Genomic DNA, 21904 nt, shown 5'->3' on the forward strand with positions numbered 1-21904 from the left:
CCTTCGGACCGCCGCGGTGCCGGTCCGGGGGCCGCGCCGGGACGGTCCGGACGGGCCGGGGCGGTCCGGGCCGCTCCCGCGCTCAGCCGTTCGGCAGGATCACCGCGCGGCCGTTGATCAGCCCGGCGTGCAGGCGCTCGTACGCCAGCGGGGCGTCGTCGATGCCGTAGGTCTCGACGTGCACCTCGACCGCGCCGGCCCGGGCGAGGTCCAGCACCTCGATCAGCTCGGAGCGGGTGCCCCAGTACGGGGAGGCCACCGACACCTCGTACGGGAGGGTGCCGAAGCCGACCGGCAGGGAGCCGCCGCCGAGGCCGACGATCGTCACGTCGCCCTCCACCGCCGCCATCGCGCCGGCCGAGGCCACCGTCGGCGGGGCGCCGACGAAGTCCAGCACCACCTGGGCGCCGACGCCGCCGGTGAGGGCGCGGACCGCCGCCGGTGCCGAGGCGTCCGAGAGCACCGCCTCGTGCGCGCCCACCGCCCGGGCCAGGGCCAGCTTCTCCTCCGTCACGTCCAGGGCGACCACCCGGGCCGCCGTCATCGCGCGCAGCAGCTGGATCGCGACATGGCCGAGGCCGCCGGTGCCGATCACCACGGCGGTGCTGCCCGGCACCAGCTTGCCCAGCGAGCGCTTGATCGCGTGATAGGGCGTCAGACCGGCGTCGGTCAGCGGGACGGCCCGCACCGGGTCGAGACCGCCGAGCGGCACCAGGTGCCGCGGGTCGTCGACGATCATGTACTCCGCCATCGCGCCCGGGGCGCCCAGGCCCGGCGGGCGGATGCCGAGCTCGGCGGCGCGCAGGCAGTAGTTCTCCTTGCCCTCCGCGCATTTGGCGCAGCTGCCGCAGCCCCAGGGCCCGTACACGGCGACCGGGTCGCCCTCGGTGACGCCGGTCACTCCGGCGCCGAGCGCCGCGACGGTGCCGACGCCCTCGTGGCCGAGGGTCAGCGGCAGCGGGAAGGACAGCTGCTCGGCGGGCAGGCTCATCACGGCGATGTCGGAGTGGCACACGCCCGCTGCGGTGACCTTCAGCAGGACCTGCCCGGGGCCGGGCTCCGGATCGGGGACGGTGACCACCTCGGGGGCGGCGCCGGCCGTGCGGTACTGGACTGCCTTCATCGTCGTGACTCTCCTTCGGTGCGGGCGCGTTCGGGACGGGCGTCCGGTGCGCGCGGCGTGCGGTGTTCCCCCTCCCCCCCGGAATCGGCCGGGTCAGCGGGCCGCGTAGGCGCCGTCGACCAGGTGGTAGCTGCCGTGGACGAAGGAGGCCCGGTCGGACAGCAGGAAGGCGGTCAGCTCGGCGACCTCCTCCGCGCGGCCGAGCCGGCCGGCCGGGTGCAGCGCGACCAGCGCGTCGCGGGCGGCGGCGTCGGCGTCGCGCAGCAGCGGCGTGTCGATGAAGCCCGGGCCGACGGCGTTGATCCGCACGCCCTGGGCGGCGTACTCCAGGGCGGCCGTCTTGGTGAGGCCGACCACGCCGTGCTTCGCGGCGGCGTAGGCGGGCGAGCCGGCGAAGCCGTTGGTCCCGAGGATCGAGGCCATGTTGACGACGGCGCCGCCGCCGGCCGCGAGGATGGCGGGGATCTCGTAGCGCAGCGAGTAGAAGACGCCGTCCAGGTTGGTGGCCAGCACCCGCCGCCAGTCCTCGGGCTCGTAGGCGCCGGTGGGGGCGGCCGCCCCGGCGATGCCGGCGTTGTTGACGGCCAGGTGGAGGGCGCCGAGCCCGTCGACGGTGGCCCGGACGGCGGCGCGCACCGACTCCGGGTCGGTGACGTCCACGTCGACGGCCAGGGCGCGGGCTCCGGCGGCCGACAGCTCGGCGGCGGCCTCGCGGGCGCCCGCCGGGTCGAAGTCGGCGATCGCGACGGCGGCGCCGCCGGCCGCCAGTCGCCGGGCCACCGCGAGGCCGATGCCGGAGGCGCCTCCGGTGACCAGCGCGGTCCGGCCGGTGAACTCCTGGGTGTAGTCGATGCCGGTCATGGCGGTCATTCCTTTCGTACCGGTGCGCGCCGGGTGGGCGCGCTCGTTCACACCGCCGTGCCGTCGGGTGGCGGTTCGGCGGTGAGCAGCTCGAAGGCCTGCTCCAGCAGGTCGGGCAGGTCGGGGGCCGCGCCGGTCGCGGGGTGCCGGACCCAGGCGCGGGAGGCGGCCTGGAGGGCCGCGACGCCGAGGCCGATGGCGACGGCCGGGCGCAGGTCGTGCTCGGCGTCCAGGCCGAGCCGGGCGGCGGCGATCCGGATGGACGCCTCCTCCTCGTCGACGCAGATCCGCCGGTAGGCGGCGGTCAGTGCGGGTTCCGCGGCGATCAGGCCGAACAGCTCGCGGACGCCGGGGCGCCGGTGCCAGGCCGGGTCGAGGTCGTCCCGCAGCCAGACCCGCAGGGCCGCGCGGTACGCGGTCAGCGGGGTCTCGGCGGCGGGGCGCTCGGCCAGGGCCGCGTTGATCCGGGCGAAGTCGGCCCGCAGGCAGTCCAGTACGGCGTCCTCCCGGGAGGGGAAGTACCGGCTGAAGGTGCGCCGGGAGACGTCGGCCAGGTCGGTGACGTCCTCCACGGAGACGGCGGCCAGGCCCCGCTCCAGGACCAGCCGCAGGGCCGCGGCGGCCAGCGACTCCCGGGTTCGGCGTGCCTTGCGTTCGCGCCGGCCCTCGGGGGCCGCTCCCGCTGCCTCTTCGATGCTCACGTCGTCCACCGTACACCCGGAAATGTCCCACTGGGACATGAGTCCCGGCGGGACATCCGGCAGGTCAGCTCGGTTCGGGATGGAACCGGTGCAGGCCCTTGCGGTCGTAGTAGGTGGTCATCGCGAAGCCGAAGACCAGGGCCGCGACCGTGCCGATCGCGATCATCACCCAGGCCCGCGCCAGCCCGGCGTCGGCCTGCGCGTCGAAGTAGAGGATGGCCCGGACGCCGTCGCTGAGCTGGCGCATCGGCTCGAACACCGCCAGCCCCCGGTAGAAGGTCGGCAGCGCCTGGAGCGGGATGGTCGCCCCGGAGGACGGCAGTGAAAGGGCGATGAAGACGAACATGCTGATCAGCTGCCCGATCCCGCCGAACGCGGCGATCAGGGCCTGCGCGCCGAGCCCGACCGCCGCGCTGGCGCAGACCGAGAAGACCCAGAGCAGCGGCAGGTGCGAGGCGTCCATCCCGAGCACCACCACGGTCGCCAGCATCACCAGACTGGAGGTCAGCACCGAGAGGCAGACGGACATCACGCAGGTGACGGTCAGCGTCTGGGTGCGGCTGATCGGCACCAGCGGGTGCTGCATCCGCAGCGGTCCCAGCTCGCTGGCCGCGTAGCCGAGCGCCACGTCCACACCGTTGCTGATCACGTTCGCGCCCAGGAAGCCGGCCAGCACGAGGAGCAGCGTGTAGTAGAACGCCGTCAGGCCCAGCCCGCTGTGCGGGCCGATGGGGTGGCCGACCTTGACCTCGACGGCCGCCGGGTCGGCCAGCTGGAGCAGCGTCGCGTTGATCGCCGCACCGCCGCCGGCCGCCGGCTGGGCCTGCGCCTGCGCCGTCAGGGTCTTGCCGAGCTGCGTCGAGGCCTGTTGCGCGGCCGCCTGGGTGATCGAGGAGGCCAGCGAGGACGCGAGACTGCCCACCCCGGGGTTGGTCAGCACCGTCAGCGTGGGCCGCGGCGGCATCGGCTGCGCGGGCGCGCCCAGCGCGGCCACGGCGGCGGTGAAGCCGGCCGGGACCTCCAGCGCGCCCGCGAGCTTGCCCGAGGCCAGCTGGTCGTCGGCGGCGGCCTGGTCGAGCAGCCGCCAGGAGACCTGCCCCTGCGGGTCCGGCGCGGCCGCGATGCCGGCCGTGATCTGCGCGCCGAGGTTCTGCGGCTGGCCCGCCACGACGGCCCCCTGGTCGGCGTTGACCAGGCCGATCGGCAACCGGTGCAGGTCCGCCCGGGGGTTGATGATGCCGCCCAGGTAGAGCAGCGACAGCAGGAAGGCCACCGTGCCGACGATGACGGTCGGAACCATCCAGACCTTGGGGTTGCGGAGCACCTGCGAGGCCCGTACCCGTACCACCGCCACCCCGCCCTCGGGCCGCTTCGAAGTCATGGCTCTCCCGTGCGCGTCGTCCGGTCGTCCCGCCCCCGCCAGAAGGTAGCGGCCGACCTCCGTCCGACCGGCGCGCCTCGCCCGAACAGCCCGCAGGCCGACCCGGTCGGCAGCATCCGGACCGGGTCGGAGGCGGGACCGCCGGTCCCGCCCTGGCGCACTGACTAAGCGCTTGCTTAGACTCTCCCTCGTCGCGGGAGGTCCGCCGTACCGCGCTCCAGCTCAGTCCAGCCACCGGGAGCCGCCATGTTGTCCGCAGAGAACCGTCAGATCCGCCTCGCCCGCCGGCCGGTGGGCGAGATCGGCCCAGAGGACTGGGAACACGTCACCGAGCCGGCCGCGGCGCCGGGCGAGGGCCGGTTCGCCGGCCGCACCCGCTACCTCTCGCTGGACCCGGCGATGCGCGGCTGGCTGGACGACCGCCCCTCCTACCTGCCGCCGGTCGGGATCGGCGAGGTGATGCGGGCCGGGTCGGTCGTCGAGGTCACCGAGTCCAACCACCCCGGCTTCGCCATCGGCGACCTGGTCGCGGGCCTCTTCGGCGTCCAGGAGCACGTGGTCTCCGACGGGAAGGGCGCCGTGCGGATCGACCCCGCGCTCGCCTCGCCGTCGACCTTCCTCGGCGCGCTCGGCAGCCCGGGCATGACGGCGTACTTCGGCCTGCTGGACGTCGGCGCGCTGAAGGAGGGCGAGACGGTGGTGGTCTCCGGCGCCGCGGGCGCCGTGGGCAGCATGGTCGGCCAGATCGCCAAGGCGAAGGGCTGCCGGGTCGTCGGCATCGCCGGCGGCGCCGAGAAGTGCGCCGTGCTGACGGACGAGCTCGGCTTCGACGCGGCGGTCGACTACCGCGCCGGGAACGTCCGGAAGGCGCTGCGCACCCTGGTGCCGGACGGCATCGACGTGTACTTCGACAACGTCGGCGGGGAGATCCTGGACGCCGCCCTGGCCTGCCTGGCGATGCGCGCCCGGGTGGTCGTCTGCGGCGCGATCAGCCAGTACAACGCCACCGACGTCCAGGGGCCGTCGAACTACCTGTCGCTGCTGGTGCGCCGGGCCCGGATGGAGGGCTTCGTGGTGTTCGACTACGCGCCGCGCTACAAGGAGGCCGCGCGGGAACTCGGCGGCTGGATCGCCGAGGGGCGGATCAAGGTGCTGGAGCACGTGGTCCGGGGCACGGTGGACGACTTCCCGCAGACCCTGCAGATGCTCTTCCGGGGCGAGAACACCGGCAAGCTGGTGCTCGAACTCGTCTGACCGGCCCGGGCGGCGCCGCGGTGAGGGCCCGCGCGGCGGCGCGACGGGCGGCGCGCGGCGGCGCGACGGACCGCGACGCGGCGGGCGCTCAGACGGTGAGCGGGCCGTCGGACGGCGAGACCGGTGCGGGCAGTTCGGTGCGCCCGCGCAGGTGGCGGTCGACGGCGGCGGCCACCGCCCGGCCCTCGGCGATCGCCCAGACGATCAGCGACTGGCCGCGCCCGGCGTCGCCCGCGACGAACACCCCGTCCGCCCCGCCGGCGAACTCCTCGTCGCGGACGAGGGTGCCCCGCGGGCCGACGGCGAGGCCGAGTTGGCCGACCAGCCCGCCGTCCCGGCCGGGCCCGGAGAAGCCGGCACCGGGGAAGCCCGGGCCGGCGAAGCCGAGGGCCAGCAGGGCGAGGTCCGCCGGGAGGGTGCGTTCGGTCCCGGGCCGGGGGCTGCGGTCTCCCCGCCGCGCCTCGGCGAAGCGGACGGCCGCCAGCCGGCCGTCCGGGCCCGCCTCGAACCCCACCGTGGCCGCCGCGAACACCCGGGGCTCGGCGGCCGGGCCGCCGGCCTCCTCGTGCGAGGTGGTCACCCGGTAGACCTTGGGGTGCACGGGCCAGGGCTGGCCGGAGGCGCGGCGCCCGGGCGGGCGGGGGTTGATGTCGAACTGGGTGACCGTCGCGGCCCGCTGGCGCAGCGCGGTGCCCAGGCAGTCGGCGGCGGTGTCGCCGCCGCCGACGATCACTACGTGGCGTCCCTCGGCGGAGACCGGCGAGACGGGGTAGTCGCCCTCGTCGACCCGGTTGGCGAGGGTCAGGTAGCTGATGGCCTGGTGCACGCCGGCCAGCTCGCTGCCGGGTACCGGGAGGTCGCGGCAGCGGGTCGCGCCGACCGCCACCACCAGGGCGTCGCTGCGGGCGCGCAGTTCGTCGGCGGGCAGGTCGCGGCCGACCGCGACGCCGGTGCGGAAGACCGTGCCCTCGGCCCGCATCTGGTCGATCCGCCGGTCCAGCCGGTGCTTCTCCAGCCGGAACGCCGGGATGCCGTAGCGCAGCAGGCCGCCGATCCGGTCGGCGCGTTCGTAGACGGTCGTGGTGTGGCCGGCCCGGGTCAGCTGCTGGGCGGCGGCCAGCCCGGCGGGGCCCGAACCGACCACGGCCACCCGCAGGCCGGTCAGCCGCTCGGGCGGCTGCGGCAGGTCGTAGCCGCTCTCCAGGGCCCGGTCGGCGATCGCCAGCTCGATGTTCTTGATCGTCACGGCCTCCGCGTCGATCGCCAGTACGCAGGCGCTCTCGCACGGGGCGGGGCAGAGCCGGCCGGTGAACTCGGGGAAGTTGTTGGTGGCCAGCAGACGCGCGGCGGCCGCGCGCCAGTCGTCGTGGGCGACCAGGGTGTTCCAGTCCGGGACGAGGTTTCCGAGCGGGCAGGCGTGGTGGCAGAAGGGCAGACCGCAGTCCATGCAGCGGGCGGCCTGGTCACCGGCGACCGGCAGCGTCGCGCCCTCCCGGTAGACCTCGCGCCAGTCCCCCAGCCGCTCCTGCGGGTCCCGGCGCTCACGGGGGTGCCGGGGCGTGGTGAAGAAGGCCATGCGGTCGGCCAGGGGATCAGCCATCGCGGTCTCCGGCGGGGCGTGCCATCGTGGGGCGGTGGCGCCGCCGTCCCGCGCCCCGACGGGCGCGCGACCGCACTGCGCACCACCGTGTCGCCACCGTACGCCCGCGAACCGCCCGGCGACAGCGGCCGGCCGTCGCCAGGGCGCCTCGGTCGGCCATGCTCGGGCGCCGGCTGGCCGGAAGTGAACGTTCCGGTCCGAATTGACGGCGTACCGTCGTATGGTCTTAGCGCCGTGAGCGGTCGAACCCCTTGATCCCGCCGACGGCGCCGCCCTAGGATCCAGATGAAATGTCACATGGCAATGGAGCCGTCGTGGGGGATCACACCGTTCCGAGCCGGGGTACCGCCACGAGCGCCCTGCCCAGGCCGTTCTACCGGCTCGCCGTCGGGGACGCCGTCTCCAGCTACGGCAGCCAGCTCAACATGGTCGCGCTCAGCCTCTTCGCCTACGAGGCCGCGGGCAACGCCCTCGGCACCGCCGGCTACCTGACGCTGCGTCTGCTCGGCGGCTTCGGCGCCGGCGTGCTCGCCGGGCGCGTCGTCGCCCGCCTCGACCGCCGGCTGCTGATGGTCGGCTGCGCCTTCACCCAGGCCACCGGCCTGGTGGCGCTCGCGATCGTCCCCGACCACCTGCGGATCCCGGTGCTCTACCCACTGGCCCTGCTCTTCGGCGCGGCCGGCACGCTCAGCGCCGTCGCGCTGCGCAGCAGCGTGCCCGAGATGGTCGGCCCGGAGCACCGGGCCCGCGCCAACGGGGTGCTGGTGACCGGGCGTTCGACGGCGATGGTGCTCGGGTTCGCCTCGGCCGGCGTGCTGGTGGCCTGGGCCGGGTTCCAGGCCGCGCTGCTCACCGACGCCGCCAGCTTCGTCGTGTTCAGCACGGTCGTGCTGCGACTGCCGCTGCGCACCCGGGCCGAGCGCGACGGAGCGACGGCGCGCCCGGCGGCCGAGCCGGGCGGCCGGTTCGCCGGGCTGGTGCTGCTGCGCACCCTGCCGGTGATCGGCGCGATGGTCGCCATCCGGCTGGTCGACGCCTTCGGCTCCGCCGCGCACAACATCGGCCTGCCGGTGTTCGCGACCCGGACGTCCCCGGAGAACCCGGCTGCCGTGCTGGGCCTGTTCTGGGCCACCTGGGCGGTCGGCAGCCTGGGCGCCCACCAGCTGGTCTCCCGACTGCTCGTCAAACGCGGCCGGGAGCCGGGCGAGCGGGCCTTCGCGGTCGGCACCGCACTGATGTCCACCTGCTTCATCCTCGCCTTCACCGGGCTGCCGACCCCGCTCTTCCTCGTCGTCGCGCTCGGCGCCGGGCTCGCCGACGGCTTCACTGAGATCTCCTACACCACCCGGATCCAGGCCGTCGACGACGACCGGCGCGGCCAGGCGTTCGGGTTGGTGGCGAGCGCCGAGAGCCTCGGCATGGGCGTCGGGATGCTGCTCAGCGCCGGGCTGATGGAGCGGTTCAGCCCGCTCACGGTGGTCGGCTTCTCGCACGCCGTGCCGATCGCGCTGGCCGCCGGGTTCCTGCTGATGGTGGGGGTCGGCGCCCGTCGGCGGCGCGCGCCCGCCGCGCGGCCCGTCCCCGCCGACCACTAGCCGCGTACCGGCCCTCCCCCACCGGGCGGCCGAGCGCCGGGCGACCGCCCGCCGTACCCGCCCGACCGCCGTACCGGCCGCCCCGGCCGCCGCCCGCCGTCACCCCGCCGTACCGCGCCCCGCCCGCCCTTGTCGCAGAGCCCAGGAAGGTACGACCCGCATGAGCGTCCCCGGCCCCGACCGCCCCAGAGCCGACGTGGTGGAGGGCCGGCTGCTGCGCCACACCGGCCTGGCCGACTGCGCCCTCGTCCCCGGCGGTTCCCCGGGCGGCGCCGAGCCGATCGTCTACCTGGTGCCGGCCGACGACCGGGACCACGCCGGACTGCGCCGCTGGGCCGCCGCCCACCTGCTGGAGGACGCCCCCGACGCGGAGATCCGCCTGGTGGACGGCATCCCCCGGACCGCCGACGGGGCGGCCGACGCCGCCGCCCTGGCCGCCGCCCGCGACCCGCGCGAGCACCCCCGCCCCGCCCGCCGGCACCTGAGCGAACTCACCGGCCGCTGGCGCCCGTTCGGCGCCGCCGCGCCGGCCGCACCGGAGCCGCCGGCGGAGCCCGAGCCCGCGGCCGGCGAGCCCGCCGTCGCCGTCGGACCCGTCCTGACGGCGCTGCCCGACGGCCCCGCCGACCTGCCCGACGCGCTGCTGCGCGCCGCCCGGCTGCACCCCGAACGCGGCCTGCACCTGGTGCGCGCCGACGGCGGCGCCACCACCCTGCGCTACCCCGAGCTGCTGGACCGGGCGCTGCGCGTGCTCGGCACCCTCACCGCCGCGGGCCTCGGCCCGGGCGACCGCGCGATCCTCCAAGTCCCCGACCTGGAGCACTACTTCCCCGCGCTCTGGGCCTGTCTGCTGGGCGGCGTCCTGCCCGTCACGGTGGCCCGCCCGCCGGGCTACGACCGCCCGGGCCCCGTCCTGGAGAAGCTGGTCAACGCCTGGGAGACGCTGGAGCACCCGCCGGTGCTGGCCGCCGGTGAGGCCGTCGCCGGGCTCGCGGGCATCGGCCGGCTCGACCCGCGGGCCGCCGGTCTGCGGGTCATCCCGGTCGACCGCTCCGCCGCGCAGCCGCCCGCGGCGCCGCACGGCGCCGGCGGCGATGTCGCGATCCTCCAGCTGTCCTCCGGCTCCACCGGGCGCTCCAAGGCGATCCGGATCAGCCACCGCAGCATCCTGGAGTACGTGGCGGGCGCATGCGAGCAGGGCTTCGCGCCCGGCGACCCGACCGTCAACTGGCTGCCGCTCGACCATGTCGCGGGCCTGCTGATGTTCCACCTGCGGGACGTCGTGGCGGCCTGCGACCAGACCCACATCCCCACCGAACTCGTCCTCGCCGACCCGCTGTTGTGGCTGGACACGCTGGAGCGCCGGGGCGCCGCGCACTCCTGGTCGCCGAACTTCGGCTACCGCCTGGTCGCCGAGGCGCTGCGGGCCGCCCCCGAGCGGCGCTGGGACCTCTCGGCCGTCAAGTCCCTGATCAACGCGGGCGAGCAGTGCACCGAGGGCGTCGCCGAGGAGTTCCTGGCCAGGCTGGCCCCCTCCGGGCTGCGGCCCGACCACCTGCTGCTCGCCTGGGGCATGGCCGAGACCTGCACCGTCATCACCTACAAGCGCTACGGCGAACCCGGCGCCGTCCAGGTCCTGGCCACCGACTCGCTGACCGGAGCGCTGCGGCCGCTGCCGGAGGGCTCGGACGAGGCGGCCACCCGTTTCCTCTCGATGGGCCGCCCGGCCGCCGGCGCGCGGCTGCGGGTCGCCGACGACCGGGGCGCCGTCCTGCCCGAGCTGCGGATCGGACGGCTCCAGGTCTCCTCCGGCCGGGTCACTCCCGGCTACCTGAACAATCCGCGGGCCGACCGCGAATCCGCCACCGCCGATGGCTGGTTCGACACCGGGGACCTCGCCTACCTGCGCGACGGGGAGGTGATCCTCACCGGTCGGCGCAAGGAGATCATCATCATCAACGGCGTCCACCACTTCTGCCACGACCTGGAGGACGTGGTGTCCGCCGTCGACGGGGTGCTCTCCGGTCACGTCGCCGCGTGCGGGGTGCCCGACGAGCGCAGCGGCAGCGAGCAGTTGGCGGTCTTCTTCGTGGCCGCCCCGGAGGCGGGCGAGCCGCACCGGACGGCGGGCGCCGTACGGGCCGCGCTGGCCGAGCGGTTCGGGCTGTCGGCCGCGCTGGTGCTGCCCGTCCCGGCCGCCGACTTCCCCCGCACCACCAGCGGCAAGATCCAGCGCACCGCGATCCGCGCCCGGCTGCTGGACGGCGGCCTGGACGCGCTGATCACCCGCCTCGACCTCGCCGAGGGCAACGCCCGCACCGTGCCGGACGTCGTCCGCCGTGCGGCCTGGGAGCCCCGGCCCGCGCCGGACGCCGCGCCGGTGCCACCGCCGGGGACCGTCCTACTGCTCGGGCCGGTCGGACCGGGCACGCTGTCGGACGCACTCGCCGCCCTGCTGCCGGACACCGTCCAGGCGTCCCAGGCCGAGTCCTTCGCCCGGCTGGGCGACGGCTACGCGCTCGACCAGCGGCGGGCCGGGAGCTGGCCGCGGCTGCTGGACGAGCTGGAGGCGGCCGGCCGCCGCCCGCACCGGGTGCTGCACCTGTGGGCGCAGGTTGCCGAGCCGGACGAGGTGCTGTGCGGCGAGGCCCTGCTCGGACTGACCCGGGCGCTGGCCCACCGGTACGGCGGTGGTCCGGACGGGGTCGAACTCGTCACTGTCAGCGCCGGGTTGCACGCGCTCGCCGACGGCGAGCTGCCGCGGCCGGTCGCCGCGCCGACGGCGGCCCTGACCGCCGGGGCCCGGGCCGAGCGGTTGCTCGCCGGGGCCCGCCACCTCGACCTGCCCGCCGACGCCCCGGCGGACCCGCGGGCCGTGCTGGCCTTCCTCGCCGACCCGCGGCGCGAGCCCGAGGCCGCCTGGCGTGACGGGCGCCCCTACGTACCCCGGCTCGGCCCGCTCGCCCCGCTCACCGCGCCGGAGGCCGCCGCCGCACCGGCCTGCACGCTGCTCTCCCCCGGCGCCCGCTGGCTGGTGACCGGCGGGCTGGGCGGCCTCGCCGGGGAACTGCTCCCGGAACTGCTCCGCCGGTACGGCCCGCACCTGCTGCTGGTCGGGCGCACCGACCCGGCCGCGGGCGGTCCGGCGGCGGCCGCGCGCCGCGCCGCGCTGGAGCGCCTGGTGCGGGCCGGCGGCCGGGTCGAGTACCGGACGGCCGACGTGACGGACCGCCGGGCCCTGGCGGCCGCCGTCGCCGAGGCCGAACAGGCCTGGGGCGCGCCGCTGGAGGGCGTCCTGCACCTGGCCGGCGAGTACCGGATCGGCCTGCTGGAGGAGCTCGGACCCGAGCGGTGGCAGGAGGCCGTCCGGGCCAAGACCGCGGGCACCGACGCGCTGGCCGAGCTGGTGGCGGCCCGCCCCGGTGCCCAGTTCGTCGGCTACTCCTCGATGATCGGGTTCCAGGAGGCGGTCGGCTCGGCGGGGTACGCGGCGGCCAACCGCTCCCTGGAGGCGGCGGTCGAGCGGCTGCGCCGGGAGCACCGGGTCGCGGCCTGGACGGTCTCCTGGGGCCTGTGGCGGGGTGTCGGGATGAACCGGGAGGCCTCCCACGACGCGGCCGCCGCCGAGCGCGGGATCGCCGTGCTCGACGCCGCCGAGGGCCGGCGGCTGGCCACCGCGCTGCTCGCGGCCCCGCCCGGTCACTACTACGCCGGTCCCGACGGCACCCGCCCCGCCGCCCGGCGCCGACTGCTGGCGGGTGAGCCGCGGCTGGTCGCCGACGCCCCGCAGCCGCCCGCCGCCGGTCCGGCGCGCCCGGTGGTGGCGGCGCCCGCCCCGGCCGAGCTGCGCCGCGCCGTGCTGGACACCTTCGAGGCCGTCCTCGGCGAACCGGTCGACCCAGGCCGACCCTTCCACGAACTCGGCCTCGGATCGGTGCAGTTGATGCGAGTCCAGGCCGCGCTGGCGGCGGGCCCGGCGCCCGGGCTGGAGCCGACCGCGCTGTTCCGGCACCCCACCGTGGACGCGCTGGCGGCCCGGCTGGCCGGCGGTGCGCCGGAGCCGGCACCGACCTCCGCCGCGCCCGCGCCGGAGGTGCCCGCCGACCGGCGGGTGGCGGTGATCGGCCTGGCACTGCGGCTGCCCGGCGCGGACACCCCCGAGGAGTACTGGCGCAACATCGTCGACGGCGTGGTCAGCACCACCCGGTACACCCCCGAGCAGCTCGCCGCCGCCGGCATCCGGGCCGAGGAGTACAGCCACCCCGACTTCGTCCCGGTCACCGCGCCGATCGCCGACATCGGCCACTTCGACGCCGAGGCCTTCGGCATCAGCGCCGCCGAGGCCGCCCTGATGGACCCCCAGCAGCGGCTGCTGCTGGAGACCTGTGCCCGGGCCCTGGACGACGGCGGCTACGGCGACACCGCGCCGGACACCCGGGTCGGGGTCTTCGCCGGCACCGGCATGACGCTGTACTCGCTGCGCGGCTACCTCCAGCACGCCATCGGCACGGCCGCCGACCCGGCCCGGCCGGTCGAGGCGCTGCAGGTGGCGATCGGCAACCAGGCCGACTTCGCGGCCACCCGGGTCGCCTACCGGCTCGGCCTCACCGGGCCCGCCGTCGGCGTGCAGACCGCCTGCTCCACCTCGCTGGTCGCCGTCCACCTGGCCGTCCAGTCGCTGCTGACCGGTGACAGCGACCTCGCCCTCGCGGGCGCCGCCGCCCTGCACGTCCCGCAGGCCGCCGGCTACCGCTACCAGGAGGGCTCGATCCTGGCGCCCGACGGCGTCTGCCGGGCCTTCGACGAGCGGGCCGCCGGAACGGTGGGCGGCAACGGCGTCGCCGCCGTCCTGCTCAAGCGCCTCGACCGGGCGCTGGCCGACGGCGACACCGTGCACGCGGTGATCCTCGGCTCCGCCGTCAACAACGACGGTGCGGGCAAGGTCGGTTACACCGCGCCCGGCCTGGACGGCCAGGCCGCCGTGGTCGGCCGGGCACTGGACGTGGCGGGCGTGCCGGCCGACAGCATCGGCTACGTCGAGGCGCACGGCACCGGCACCCCGCTCGGCGACCCGATCGAGGTCCAGGCGCTCACCCGTGCCTACCGGGCCCGTACGGGGGCGGTCGGCTTCTGCGCCCTCGGCTCGGTCAAGCCGAACATCGGCCACCTGGACACCTGCGCCGGGATGGCGGGTCTGATCAAGGCCGTCCTCGCGCTGCGCCACCGGGCGATCCCGCCGGTGACCCACCTGACCAGGCCCAATCCGGCTCTCGGGCTGGCCGGCAGCCCCTTCACGCTCCCGACCGAGGCATCGCACTGGCCCACCGGGGATGCCCCGCGCCGGGCCGGGGTCAGCGCGCTGGGCGTCGGCGGCACCAACGCCCACCTGATCCTGGAGGAGGCGCCGGCCGGCGCCCCCGCGGACGCCCCCGCCGCCCCCGACAGCGAACCGCCGGTCGCCCTGCTGCCGCTGTCGGCCCGCAGCCCGCAGGCGCTCAGCGACCTCGCGGCCACCGTGCTCGACCGGCTGCGCGCCGAACACCCGCCCCGCCCGGCCGACCTGCTGCTCACCCTCGGCGCGGGCCGCCGCCCGCTGCGCCACCGGCTCGCCGTCACCGGCACCGGGCCCGCCGAACTCGCCGACGCGCTCGCCGGGTTCGTCGCCGGGCGGCCCTCCGGCCCGGCGCACTCGGCGCGGGACGCCGGGCGCGGCACACCGGCCCCCGTCCTGCTCTACACCGGACAGGGCGCGCAGTACCGGGGCATGGCCGCCGGGCTGTACCGGGCGTACCCGGTGTTCCGGGAGGTGCTGGACACCTGTGACCGGCTGCACCGCGAGACCTGGGGGGAGTCGCTGCTGCCCCTGCTGCTGGAGCCCGGTCCCGACGGCGAGGAGCAGCCGTGGACCACCGAGGCCGCGCAGCCCGCGCTGTTCGCGGTGCAGGCCGCGTACACCGCGCTCTGGGAGGAGTTCGGGCTGCGGCCGGCGGCGGTGGCGGGGCACAGCGCGGGCGAGTACGCGGCGGCCTACGCGGCCGGGGCCTTCTCGCTGGCCGACGGCCTCTTCCTGGCCGGGGTGCGCGGGCGGCTGATGCACCGTTCGACGGAGCCGGGGGCGATGACGGTGGCCACCGCGTCCGCCGAACGCCTCGGCGCGCTCGCCGAGTGGCTGCCCGGGGTGGACCTGGCCGTGGTGAACGGCGCCGGGCAGTGCGTCCTGGCGGGGCGGCCCGGGGACATCGCGGGAGCGGAGGCGGTGCTCGCCCTGGAGGGTGTCGGAACCGAACGGCTCACCGCCGACCGGGCGTTCCACTCCCGGCTGATGGAGCCGATGCTGGAGGCGTTCCGGCGCCGGCTGGAGCAGATCACCCTCCGGCCGCTGCGGGTCCCGCTGGTGAGCAATCTGGACGGCGTGCCGCTGGCACCGGGCACGGTGCCCGGCCCCGACCACTTCGTCCGCCAGACCCGGGAGACCGCGCGCTTCGACCGGGTGCTCGCGACGCTCGACGGGCTCGGCCACGGGCTCTTCCTGGAGGTCGGTCCGCACCACACCCTGAGCGGGCTGGGCCGGCGCGAACTCGCGGGGGCGGTGTTCGTGCCGAGCGGACGCCGCGGTCGCGGCCCGGAGCGCCAACTGCTCACCGCACTGGGCACGCTGTGGACCCACGGGGTGCCGGTGGACTGGGCGGCGGCCGCCGCCGCCCGGCGGTGGCCGGACGGGCCCGCGCGGCGCGTCCCGCTGCCGGGCCGGCCGTTCCACCGTACCTACCACTGGTTCTCCGCGCCCGGCGCCGGAGACACGGCCGAGGCCTCGACCGCATCGCCGCCCGCGACCGCGACCCGGACCGTACCGGCGCCGGGGCCCGCACCGCTGTCGGGTTCCGTACCGCTGACCATGGCCGGGGCCCGTCCCGGGCCGGCGGCCCCGCCCGTAGCCGAACGCACCGTCCTGGAGGAGCCCGTCATGACCGACACCCCCGCGCCGGACCCGCTGGAGCAGGCGGCCGCCCTGGTCCTGGGCCGGGTCGTCGCGCAGACCGCGCGTCAGCTCGGCGTGGCGGAGGAGGCGGTGGGCACCGAGGACCCCTTCTTCGACCTCGGGGCCGACTCGCTGTCGATGATCAACATGATCCGGGACCTGGAGCGCGCCTTCGGGGTGCGGGTCCCGATGCGCGAGCTGTTCGAGGACGCGGACACCCCGGCGCGGCTGGCCGGGCTGATCGCCGGGCGGATGAGCGCCGAGGCGCTGGCCGGCCTGGTGCCCGCGCCGACGGCGGCGGCTCCCGAAGCGGTGCCCGCGCCGGCACCGGCGCCCGTGGCGGTGGCACCGGCCGCGCCCGCGCCGACGCCCGGACAGCCGGCGCCCACCCCGGCCCCCGCCACCCCGGCCCCCGTCGCTGCGGCCCCCGTCGCTGCGGCTCCCGTCACCCCGGTGGCGGCCGCCGCTCCCGACGGGGCCGGCGCGGTGGTCGAACGCCAGCTCGCCCTGATGGGCCAGTTCTCCCAGCTGATGGCCGACCAGCTCGCCCTGCTCGCCGGCGCCCCCGTCACGCCCGCCACGCCGACCGCGACCGCTTTGCCCACCGCCGCAGCCGCCGCCGTCACGGTCGCACCGGAACTCCCCGCCACACCGGCCCAACCGGCCACCCCATCGCAAGCACAGGTGCACGGCCCGCGCGTCACGGTCGCCCGGGACTCCGGGATGGCCGGGGGCGGCCTGACCGGCGAACAGCGGTGCCACCTCGACGAGTTGGTCGAACGTTTCACCGCCCGTACCGCCGCCTCCAAGGCGCTCACCCAGCGCCACCGCCGGGTGCTCGCGGACAGCCGGGCCGTGGTCGGCTTCCGCTCGGCCACCAAGGAGATGCTCTACCCGCTCGCCGCCCGCCGGGCGCAGGGCTCCCGGCTGGAAGATGTCGACGGCAACTCCTACGTCGACATCACGATGGGTTTCGGCGTGCTGCTCTTCGGCCACGAGCCCGCCTTCGTCCAGGAGGCCGTCCGCGAGCACCTGGCCGGCGGCCTGCGGCTGGGTCCGCGCGGCGCGGAGACCGGCGAGGCCGCCGAACTGCTCGCGGAGCTGACCGGCACCGAGCGGGTCGCGTTCGCCAACTCCGGGACGGAGGCCAACGCGGGGGCGATCCGGCTGGCCCGGGCGTACACCGGGCGGGACACCATCGTGATGTTCGAGGGCTCGTACCACGGGCACTTCGACCACACGCTGGGCCGCCCGGTGGGCCACGGGACCGAGCGCGAGACGGTCCCGGTGTCGATCGGCATCCCCGGCAGCGCGGTCGCCGACCTGGTCGTGCTGCCGTACGGGGAGCCGGAGAGCCTGCGGGTCATCGACGAGCTGGGTGACCGGATCGCCGCCGTGCTCGTCGAACCGGTGCAGAGCCGCCACCCGTCCCGCCAGCCCGCCGAGTTCGTCCGGGGGCTGCGCGAGCTGACCGCCCGCCGCGGCATCGTGCTGCTCTTCGACGAGATGCTCACCGGCTTCCGGCCGCACCTGCGCGGCGCCCGCGGGTTCTGGGGCGTCGAGCCCGACCTCTCGACGTACGGCAAGGTCCTCGGCGGCGGCTTCCCGATCGGCGCCATCGCCGGGCGGGCGGCCGTGATGGACGGCATCGACGGCGGCTTCTGGCAGTACGGGGACGCCAGCCACCCGCCGAACGACACCACCTTCTTCGGCGGCACCTACATCCAGCATCCGCTGTCGATGGCCGCCTGCCGTGCCGTGCTGCGGCACTTCAAGGAGCAGGGGCCGGGCCTTCAGGAGCGGCTGAACGCCCGGACCGGGGAGCTGGCAACCACCCTCAACGGCTTCTTCGAGGAGGAGGAGTTCCCGCTCCGGCTGGCGCACTTCGGCTCGCTCTTCCGCTTCGAGCCGCGTGCCGACATGGAGCTGCTCTTCCACCACCTGCTGGTGAAGGGGGTCTACGTCTGGGAGTGGCGCAACTTCTTCCTCTCCACCGCGCACTCCGACGGCGACGTGGAGTTCGTGGCCGACGCCGTCCGCTCCTCCCTGCGGGACATGCGGCGCGGCGGCTTCTTCCCCTCGACGCGCGGGGTGGCCGTGCCGTCCGTACCCGCCCCGCGCCTCGAACTGCCCGCGCCCACCCCCGTCCCCGCGCCCGTCCCTGCGCCGGTCCCCGTCCCCGCGCCCGCCGGCGACCCGGACCGCGAGGTCGACTTCAGCCTCTCCTTCTTCGGCGACTACCCGCTCGACACCCGGCCCGAGGACCGCTACCGGATCGTCCTGGAGAGCGCCCGGTTCGCCGACCGCAACGGCTTCCACGCCGTCTGGCTGCCCGAGCGGCACTTCCACTCCTTCGGCGGCATCTTCCCCAACCCCTCGGTGCTGGCCGCCGCGCTGGCCCGGGAGACCGAGCGCGTCCGACTGAACGCGGGCTGCGCCGTGCTGCCGCTGCACCACCCCGTCCGGGTCGCCGAGGAGTGGTCGGTGGTCGACAACCTGTCCGGCGGGCGGGTCGGCCTGGGCTGCGCCAGCGGCTGGCACCCCAACGACTTCCTGTTCTTCCCCGACCGCTACGGCACCCACAAGGAGCTGATGCACCGGCAGGTCGACACCATCCGGGCGCTGTGGCGCGGCGAGCCCTACCGGGGCCGCAACGGCAGCGGCGAGGAGATCGAGGTGCACCTGCACCCGCGCCCGCTCCAGGAGCTGCCGCCGATGTACACGGCGATCGTCGGCAACCCGGACAGCTTCCGCGAGGCCGCCCGCCACGACCTCGGCGTGATCACCAACCTGATGACCCAGAGCGTCGAGGAGCTGGCCGCCAACGTCGCCCTCTACCGGCGCACCCGGGCCGAGCACGGCCTGGACCCCGAGGCCGGGCGCGTGGTGGTGCTGGTGCACAGCTACCTCGGCGCCGACCTCGCCACCGCCCGCGAGCAGGCCTACCGCCCGTTCTGCGGCTACCTGCGCTCCTCGCTCTCGCTCTTCGGGCAGGTCGCCAACAGCCTCGGCCTCACCCTGGACTACGAGAACACCCCGGAGGAGGACCTGGAGTTCGTCCTGGAGCGCGCCTACGAGCGGTACTGCGCCTCGCGCGCGCTGATCGGCACCCCGGAGAGCGTGCGGACCGTCCTGGACTCGCTGCGCGCCGCCGGCGCCGACGAGATCGCCGCCTTCGTCGACTTCGGCCTCTCGCCCGAGCTCGTCGCCGCCGGCCTGCCGTACCTGGACGAGCTGCGCCGCACCGCCCAGCGGCCCCGCGAGCGGCGCGCGCCGCTGTCGTACGCCCAGCAGCGGATGTGGTTCCTGCACCGGATGCTGCCCGACAGCTCCCGGTACAACGAGGTCAAGGCCATCGCCCTGGACGGGCCGCTCGACCACCGCGCGCTGGCCGGCGCCCTGCACGCCCTGACCGAACGGCACCCGGCGCTGCGCACCGTCTTCCGCGAGCAGGACGGCGAGCCGTACCAGGTGGTGCTGCCCGCCACCGGTGCGCCGCTCCCGGTCGAGGACGCCCCGCCGGGGCGGGACCGGGAGGAGGCCGTCCGCGCGCTGGTCGCCGAGGAGGGCGCCCACCGCTTCGACCTGGCCACCGGCCCGCTGCTGCGCACCCGGCTGCTGCGTCTGGCCGAGGAGCGCCATGTGCTCGTCCTCGCCATGCACCACATCGTCATCGACACCCTCTCCGCCGTGGTGATCACCCGCGAGCTGGGCGAGCTCTACCGGGCCGCGCAGTCGGGCCGCCGCCCCGAACTGCCGCACCTGCCCACCGACTACGCCGCCTTCGCGGCCCGGGAGCGGGCCCTGGTGGCCGAGGGCGCGCACGCCGCGAGCCTGGCGCACTGGCGCGAGGTCCTCGGCGGCGAGCTGCCGGTGCTGGCGCTGCCCACCGACCGGCCGCGCCCGGCCCTGCCGGACGGCCGGGGCCGCGCCTTCGTCCGCCTGCTCGACGGCGGACTCTCCGCCCGGGTAAGGGAGCTGGCCCGCTCCCGGCGCTCCACCCTGTTCATGGTGCTGCTCACCGCGTTCGCCGGCGTGCTGCACCGCTTCAGCGGCCAGGACGAACTCGTGCTCGGCACCCCCGTCGCCAACCGCGAGGAGGGCACCGAGGACCTGGTCGGCTTCTTCGTCAACACGCTCGCCCTGCGCCTCGACCTGTCCGGGGAGCCCGACTTCGAACGGCTGCTCGCCCGCGTGCGGACCACCGCACTGGACGCCTACGAGCACCAGCGGCTCCCGTTCGAAGTCCTGGTGCAGGAGCTGAACCCGGCCCGCGACACCAGCCGCAACCCGCTCTTCCAGGTGATGGTGGAGTTCGAGAACCACGCACTGTTCGAGCTCGACCTGCCCGGCATCGAGGCCCGGCCGCTGGACGACGTCGTCGACAAGTCCGGCTTCGACCTCACCCTGTTCCTCACCAACCTGCCGGAGGGCATCCGCTGCCACGTCGAGTACGCCACCGCGCTCTTCGACCGGGAGAGCGTCGAGCGCCTGCTGACCGCCTTCGAGCAGCTGCTGGCCGCCGCCGTCGCCGACCCCGCCCGCCCGGTGGCCGAGCTGCTGCCCGGCGGCCGCGAGGTGGCCACCCCGGCCCTGCCCGGCACCCCGTCGCTGCGCGAACGGCTGGCCCGCACGGCGGCCGCGCACGCCGACCGCACCGCCGTCCTCACCCCGGACGGCACCCCGGTCACCTACCGCGAGATCACCGACCGGGCCGAGCGGCTGGCGGCGCTGCTGGCCGCCGCCGGGGTCACCGCCGGCACCCCCGTCGCCACCCTGCTGCCGCGCTCCGCCGACCAGGTCGCCGCGCTGCTCGCGGTCGTCCGCCTGGGCGCCGTCCACGTACCGATCGACCCGGTGCACGGCGCCGAGCGCTGCCGGCTGATCGCCGCCGACAGCGGCGCGCCCGTCCTGCTCACCCGCACCGGCACCGACCGGCTCGGCATCGCCCTGCCCGCCGTCCTGGCCGACGACGAGAGCGCGGTGCCGCCGGCACCCGCCGCCGTCGACCCCGATCCCGAGTCACCCGCCTACTGCCTCTACACCTCCGGCACCACCGGCCGGCCCAAGGGCGTCGTGATGCCCTACCGCGGCCTGCGGTCCCTGGTCGACTGGAACACCGACCAGCACGGCCCACTGCGCACCCTGCAGTACGCCTCCTGCGGGTTCGACGTCTGCGTCCAGGAGACCCTCACCGCCCTCGCCGGCGGCGGCACCCTCGTCCTCGTCGACGAGGCGACCCGCTACGACGCCCGGGCACTGGCCGACCACCTCCGGCACTCCCGCACCGAACGCATCCACCTCCCGCACACCACCCTGACCGGCCTGCTCGGCGCCCTGGCCGAGGCCCCGGTGCCCGACCTGCGGGAAATCGTCTCCGGCGGCGAGCAGCTGCTGCTCACCCCGGCGCTGCGCGCCTTCCTGCGGGAGAACCCGCGGTGCCGGCTGTTCAACCACTACGGGCCGACCGAGACCCATGCGATGACCAGCGTCGAACTCTCCGCCGACGGCCCCGACCACGCCCCGGTCGGCCGCCCCGTCCCCGGCAGCCGCGTCCAGCTGCTCGACCCGCACGGCCGGCCGGTGCCGGAGGGCGCGGTCGGCGAGATCCACGTGCTCGGCGACCAGGTCGGCCTCGGCTACCTGAACCGCCCCGAGGAGACCGCCGCCGCCTTCGTCCGCACCCCGCAGGGCCTGCGCTACCGCACCGGCGACCTCGGCCGGCTGCGGCCCGACGGCACGCTGGAGCTCCTCGGCCGGATCGACGAGCAGGTGAAGATCCGCGGCTACCGGATCGAACCCGGGGAGGTGGAGAACGTGCTGCGCGCCGTCCCCGGGGTGCGGCAGGCCGCCGTCGCCGCGCACCACGGCCCGCAGGGCACCGCGCTCGCCGCGTACGTCGTGCTCGTCCCCGAAGCCGCCGAAGCCCCCGAAGACCCCGAGGCTCCGGCAGCTCTGCCAGCTCCGGCAGCTCCCGACGCGGCCGCCGCCCTCGCCCGGGTGCGCGACGAGCTCGCCGACCGGCTGCCCGAGCACATGGTGCCCCGGCTCTGGGCCCGCGTCACCCACGTGCCGCTGACCCGCAACGGCAAGCTGGACCGCGCCGCACTGCCCCCGGCCGTGCCGATCGGCGCCGACGCGGACACCGCCCCCGCCACCGAGCTGGAGCAGCGCCTCCAACAGCTCTGGGCGAAGGAGCTGGACGTCCCCGCCCCGGGCGTGGAGACCTCGTTCTTCGATCTGGGCGGGCACTCGCTGGCCGCCACCCGGCTGCTCAACCTGGTCCGCGAGGAGACCGGCCTGGAGATCGGCATCCTCGACTTCTTCCGCCGGCCCACCATCCGCGGCATGGCCGACCGCGCCCGCGCCGCCGCACCGGCCGAGACCTTCGAGCGAGGGACGCTGTGACC

At 76.2% G+C, this 21904-nt stretch carries 8 protein-coding genes; 3 read left to right on the forward strand and 5 right to left on the reverse strand.

The genetic code is table 11. From position 1 onward, the window contains the following. Positions 1-82: 82 nt before the first annotated feature. From ABZ497_RS27665 to ABZ497_RS27680, 4 genes are all read right to left on the reverse strand, one after another. Positions 83-1123 (reverse strand): NAD(P)-dependent alcohol dehydrogenase, encoded by a 1041-nt coding sequence (locus ABZ497_RS27665; protein ID WP_359809069.1) that lies wholly within the window; start codon positions 1121-1123, stop codon positions 83-85. Positions 1124-1216: 93 nt separating this feature from the next. Continuing rightward, on the reverse strand, positions 1217-1993 hold the full coding sequence (locus tag ABZ497_RS27670; protein WP_359809071.1) for an SDR family NAD(P)-dependent oxidoreductase: 777 nt from the start codon (positions 1991-1993) through the stop codon (positions 1217-1219). Positions 1994-2031: 38 nt separating this feature from the next. Continuing rightward, on the reverse strand, positions 2032-2685 hold the full coding sequence (locus ABZ497_RS27675) for a TetR family transcriptional regulator (protein WP_329485777.1): 654 nt from the start codon (positions 2683-2685) through the stop codon (positions 2032-2034). 64 nt (positions 2686-2749) lie between these two features. After that, a complete protein-coding gene (locus ABZ497_RS27680) occupies positions 2750-4066 on the reverse strand; it encodes a DUF3533 domain-containing protein (protein WP_359809073.1) in 1317 nt (438 codons plus the stop codon). 246 nt (positions 4067-4312) lie between these two features. Between ABZ497_RS27680 and ABZ497_RS27685 the strand changes: the two genes are divergently transcribed. Further along, complete coding sequence (locus ABZ497_RS27685; protein WP_329485779.1) at positions 4313-5320, forward strand: NADP-dependent oxidoreductase; 1008 nt, start codon at positions 4313-4315, stop codon at positions 5318-5320. Between the two features lie 88 nt (positions 5321-5408). Here ABZ497_RS27685 and ABZ497_RS27690 read toward each other — a convergent pair whose 3' ends face one another. Next, positions 5409-6908, reverse strand: a complete 1500-nt coding sequence (locus ABZ497_RS27690; protein ID WP_359809115.1) for a glutamate synthase subunit beta — start codon at positions 6906-6908, stop codon at positions 5409-5411. 326 nt (positions 6909-7234) lie between these two features. On the opposite strand from ABZ497_RS27690, the gene ABZ497_RS27695 reads away from it, so the two are divergent. Then, complete coding sequence (locus ABZ497_RS27695; protein WP_359809075.1) at positions 7235-8515, forward strand: MFS transporter; 1281 nt, start codon at positions 7235-7237, stop codon at positions 8513-8515. A gap of 160 nt (positions 8516-8675) precedes the next feature. Further along, positions 8676-21902, forward strand: a complete 13227-nt coding sequence (locus ABZ497_RS27700; RefSeq protein WP_359809076.1) for a MupA/Atu3671 family FMN-dependent luciferase-like monooxygenase — start codon at positions 8676-8678, stop codon at positions 21900-21902. Positions 21903-21904 lie beyond the last annotated feature (2 nt).

The sequence above is a fragment of the Kitasatospora sp. NPDC005751 genome (assembly GCF_040630835.1).
Classification (GTDB): domain Bacteria; phylum Actinomycetota; class Actinomycetes; order Streptomycetales; family Streptomycetaceae; genus Kitasatospora.

Excerpts from the sequence above, each read along its gene's own strand:
- ABZ497_RS27685 (WP_329485779.1), top strand. The coding sequence starts at position 4,313 with ATGTTGTCCGCAGAGAACCGTCAGATCCGCCTCGCCCGCCGGCCGGTG.
- ABZ497_RS27700 (WP_359809076.1), top strand. The coding sequence starts at position 8,676 with ATGAGCGTCCCCGGCCCCGACCGCCCCAGAGCCGACGTGGTGGAGGGC.
- ABZ497_RS27665 (WP_359809069.1), bottom strand. The coding sequence starts at position 1,123 with ATGAAGGCAGTCCAGTACCGCACGGCCGGCGCCGCCCCCGAGGTGGTC.
- ABZ497_RS27670 (WP_359809071.1), bottom strand. The coding sequence starts at position 1,993 with ATGACCGCCATGACCGGCATCGACTACACCCAGGAGTTCACCGGCCGG.
- ABZ497_RS27680 (WP_359809073.1), bottom strand. The coding sequence starts at position 4,066 with ATGACTTCGAAGCGGCCCGAGGGCGGGGTGGCGGTGGTACGGGTACGG.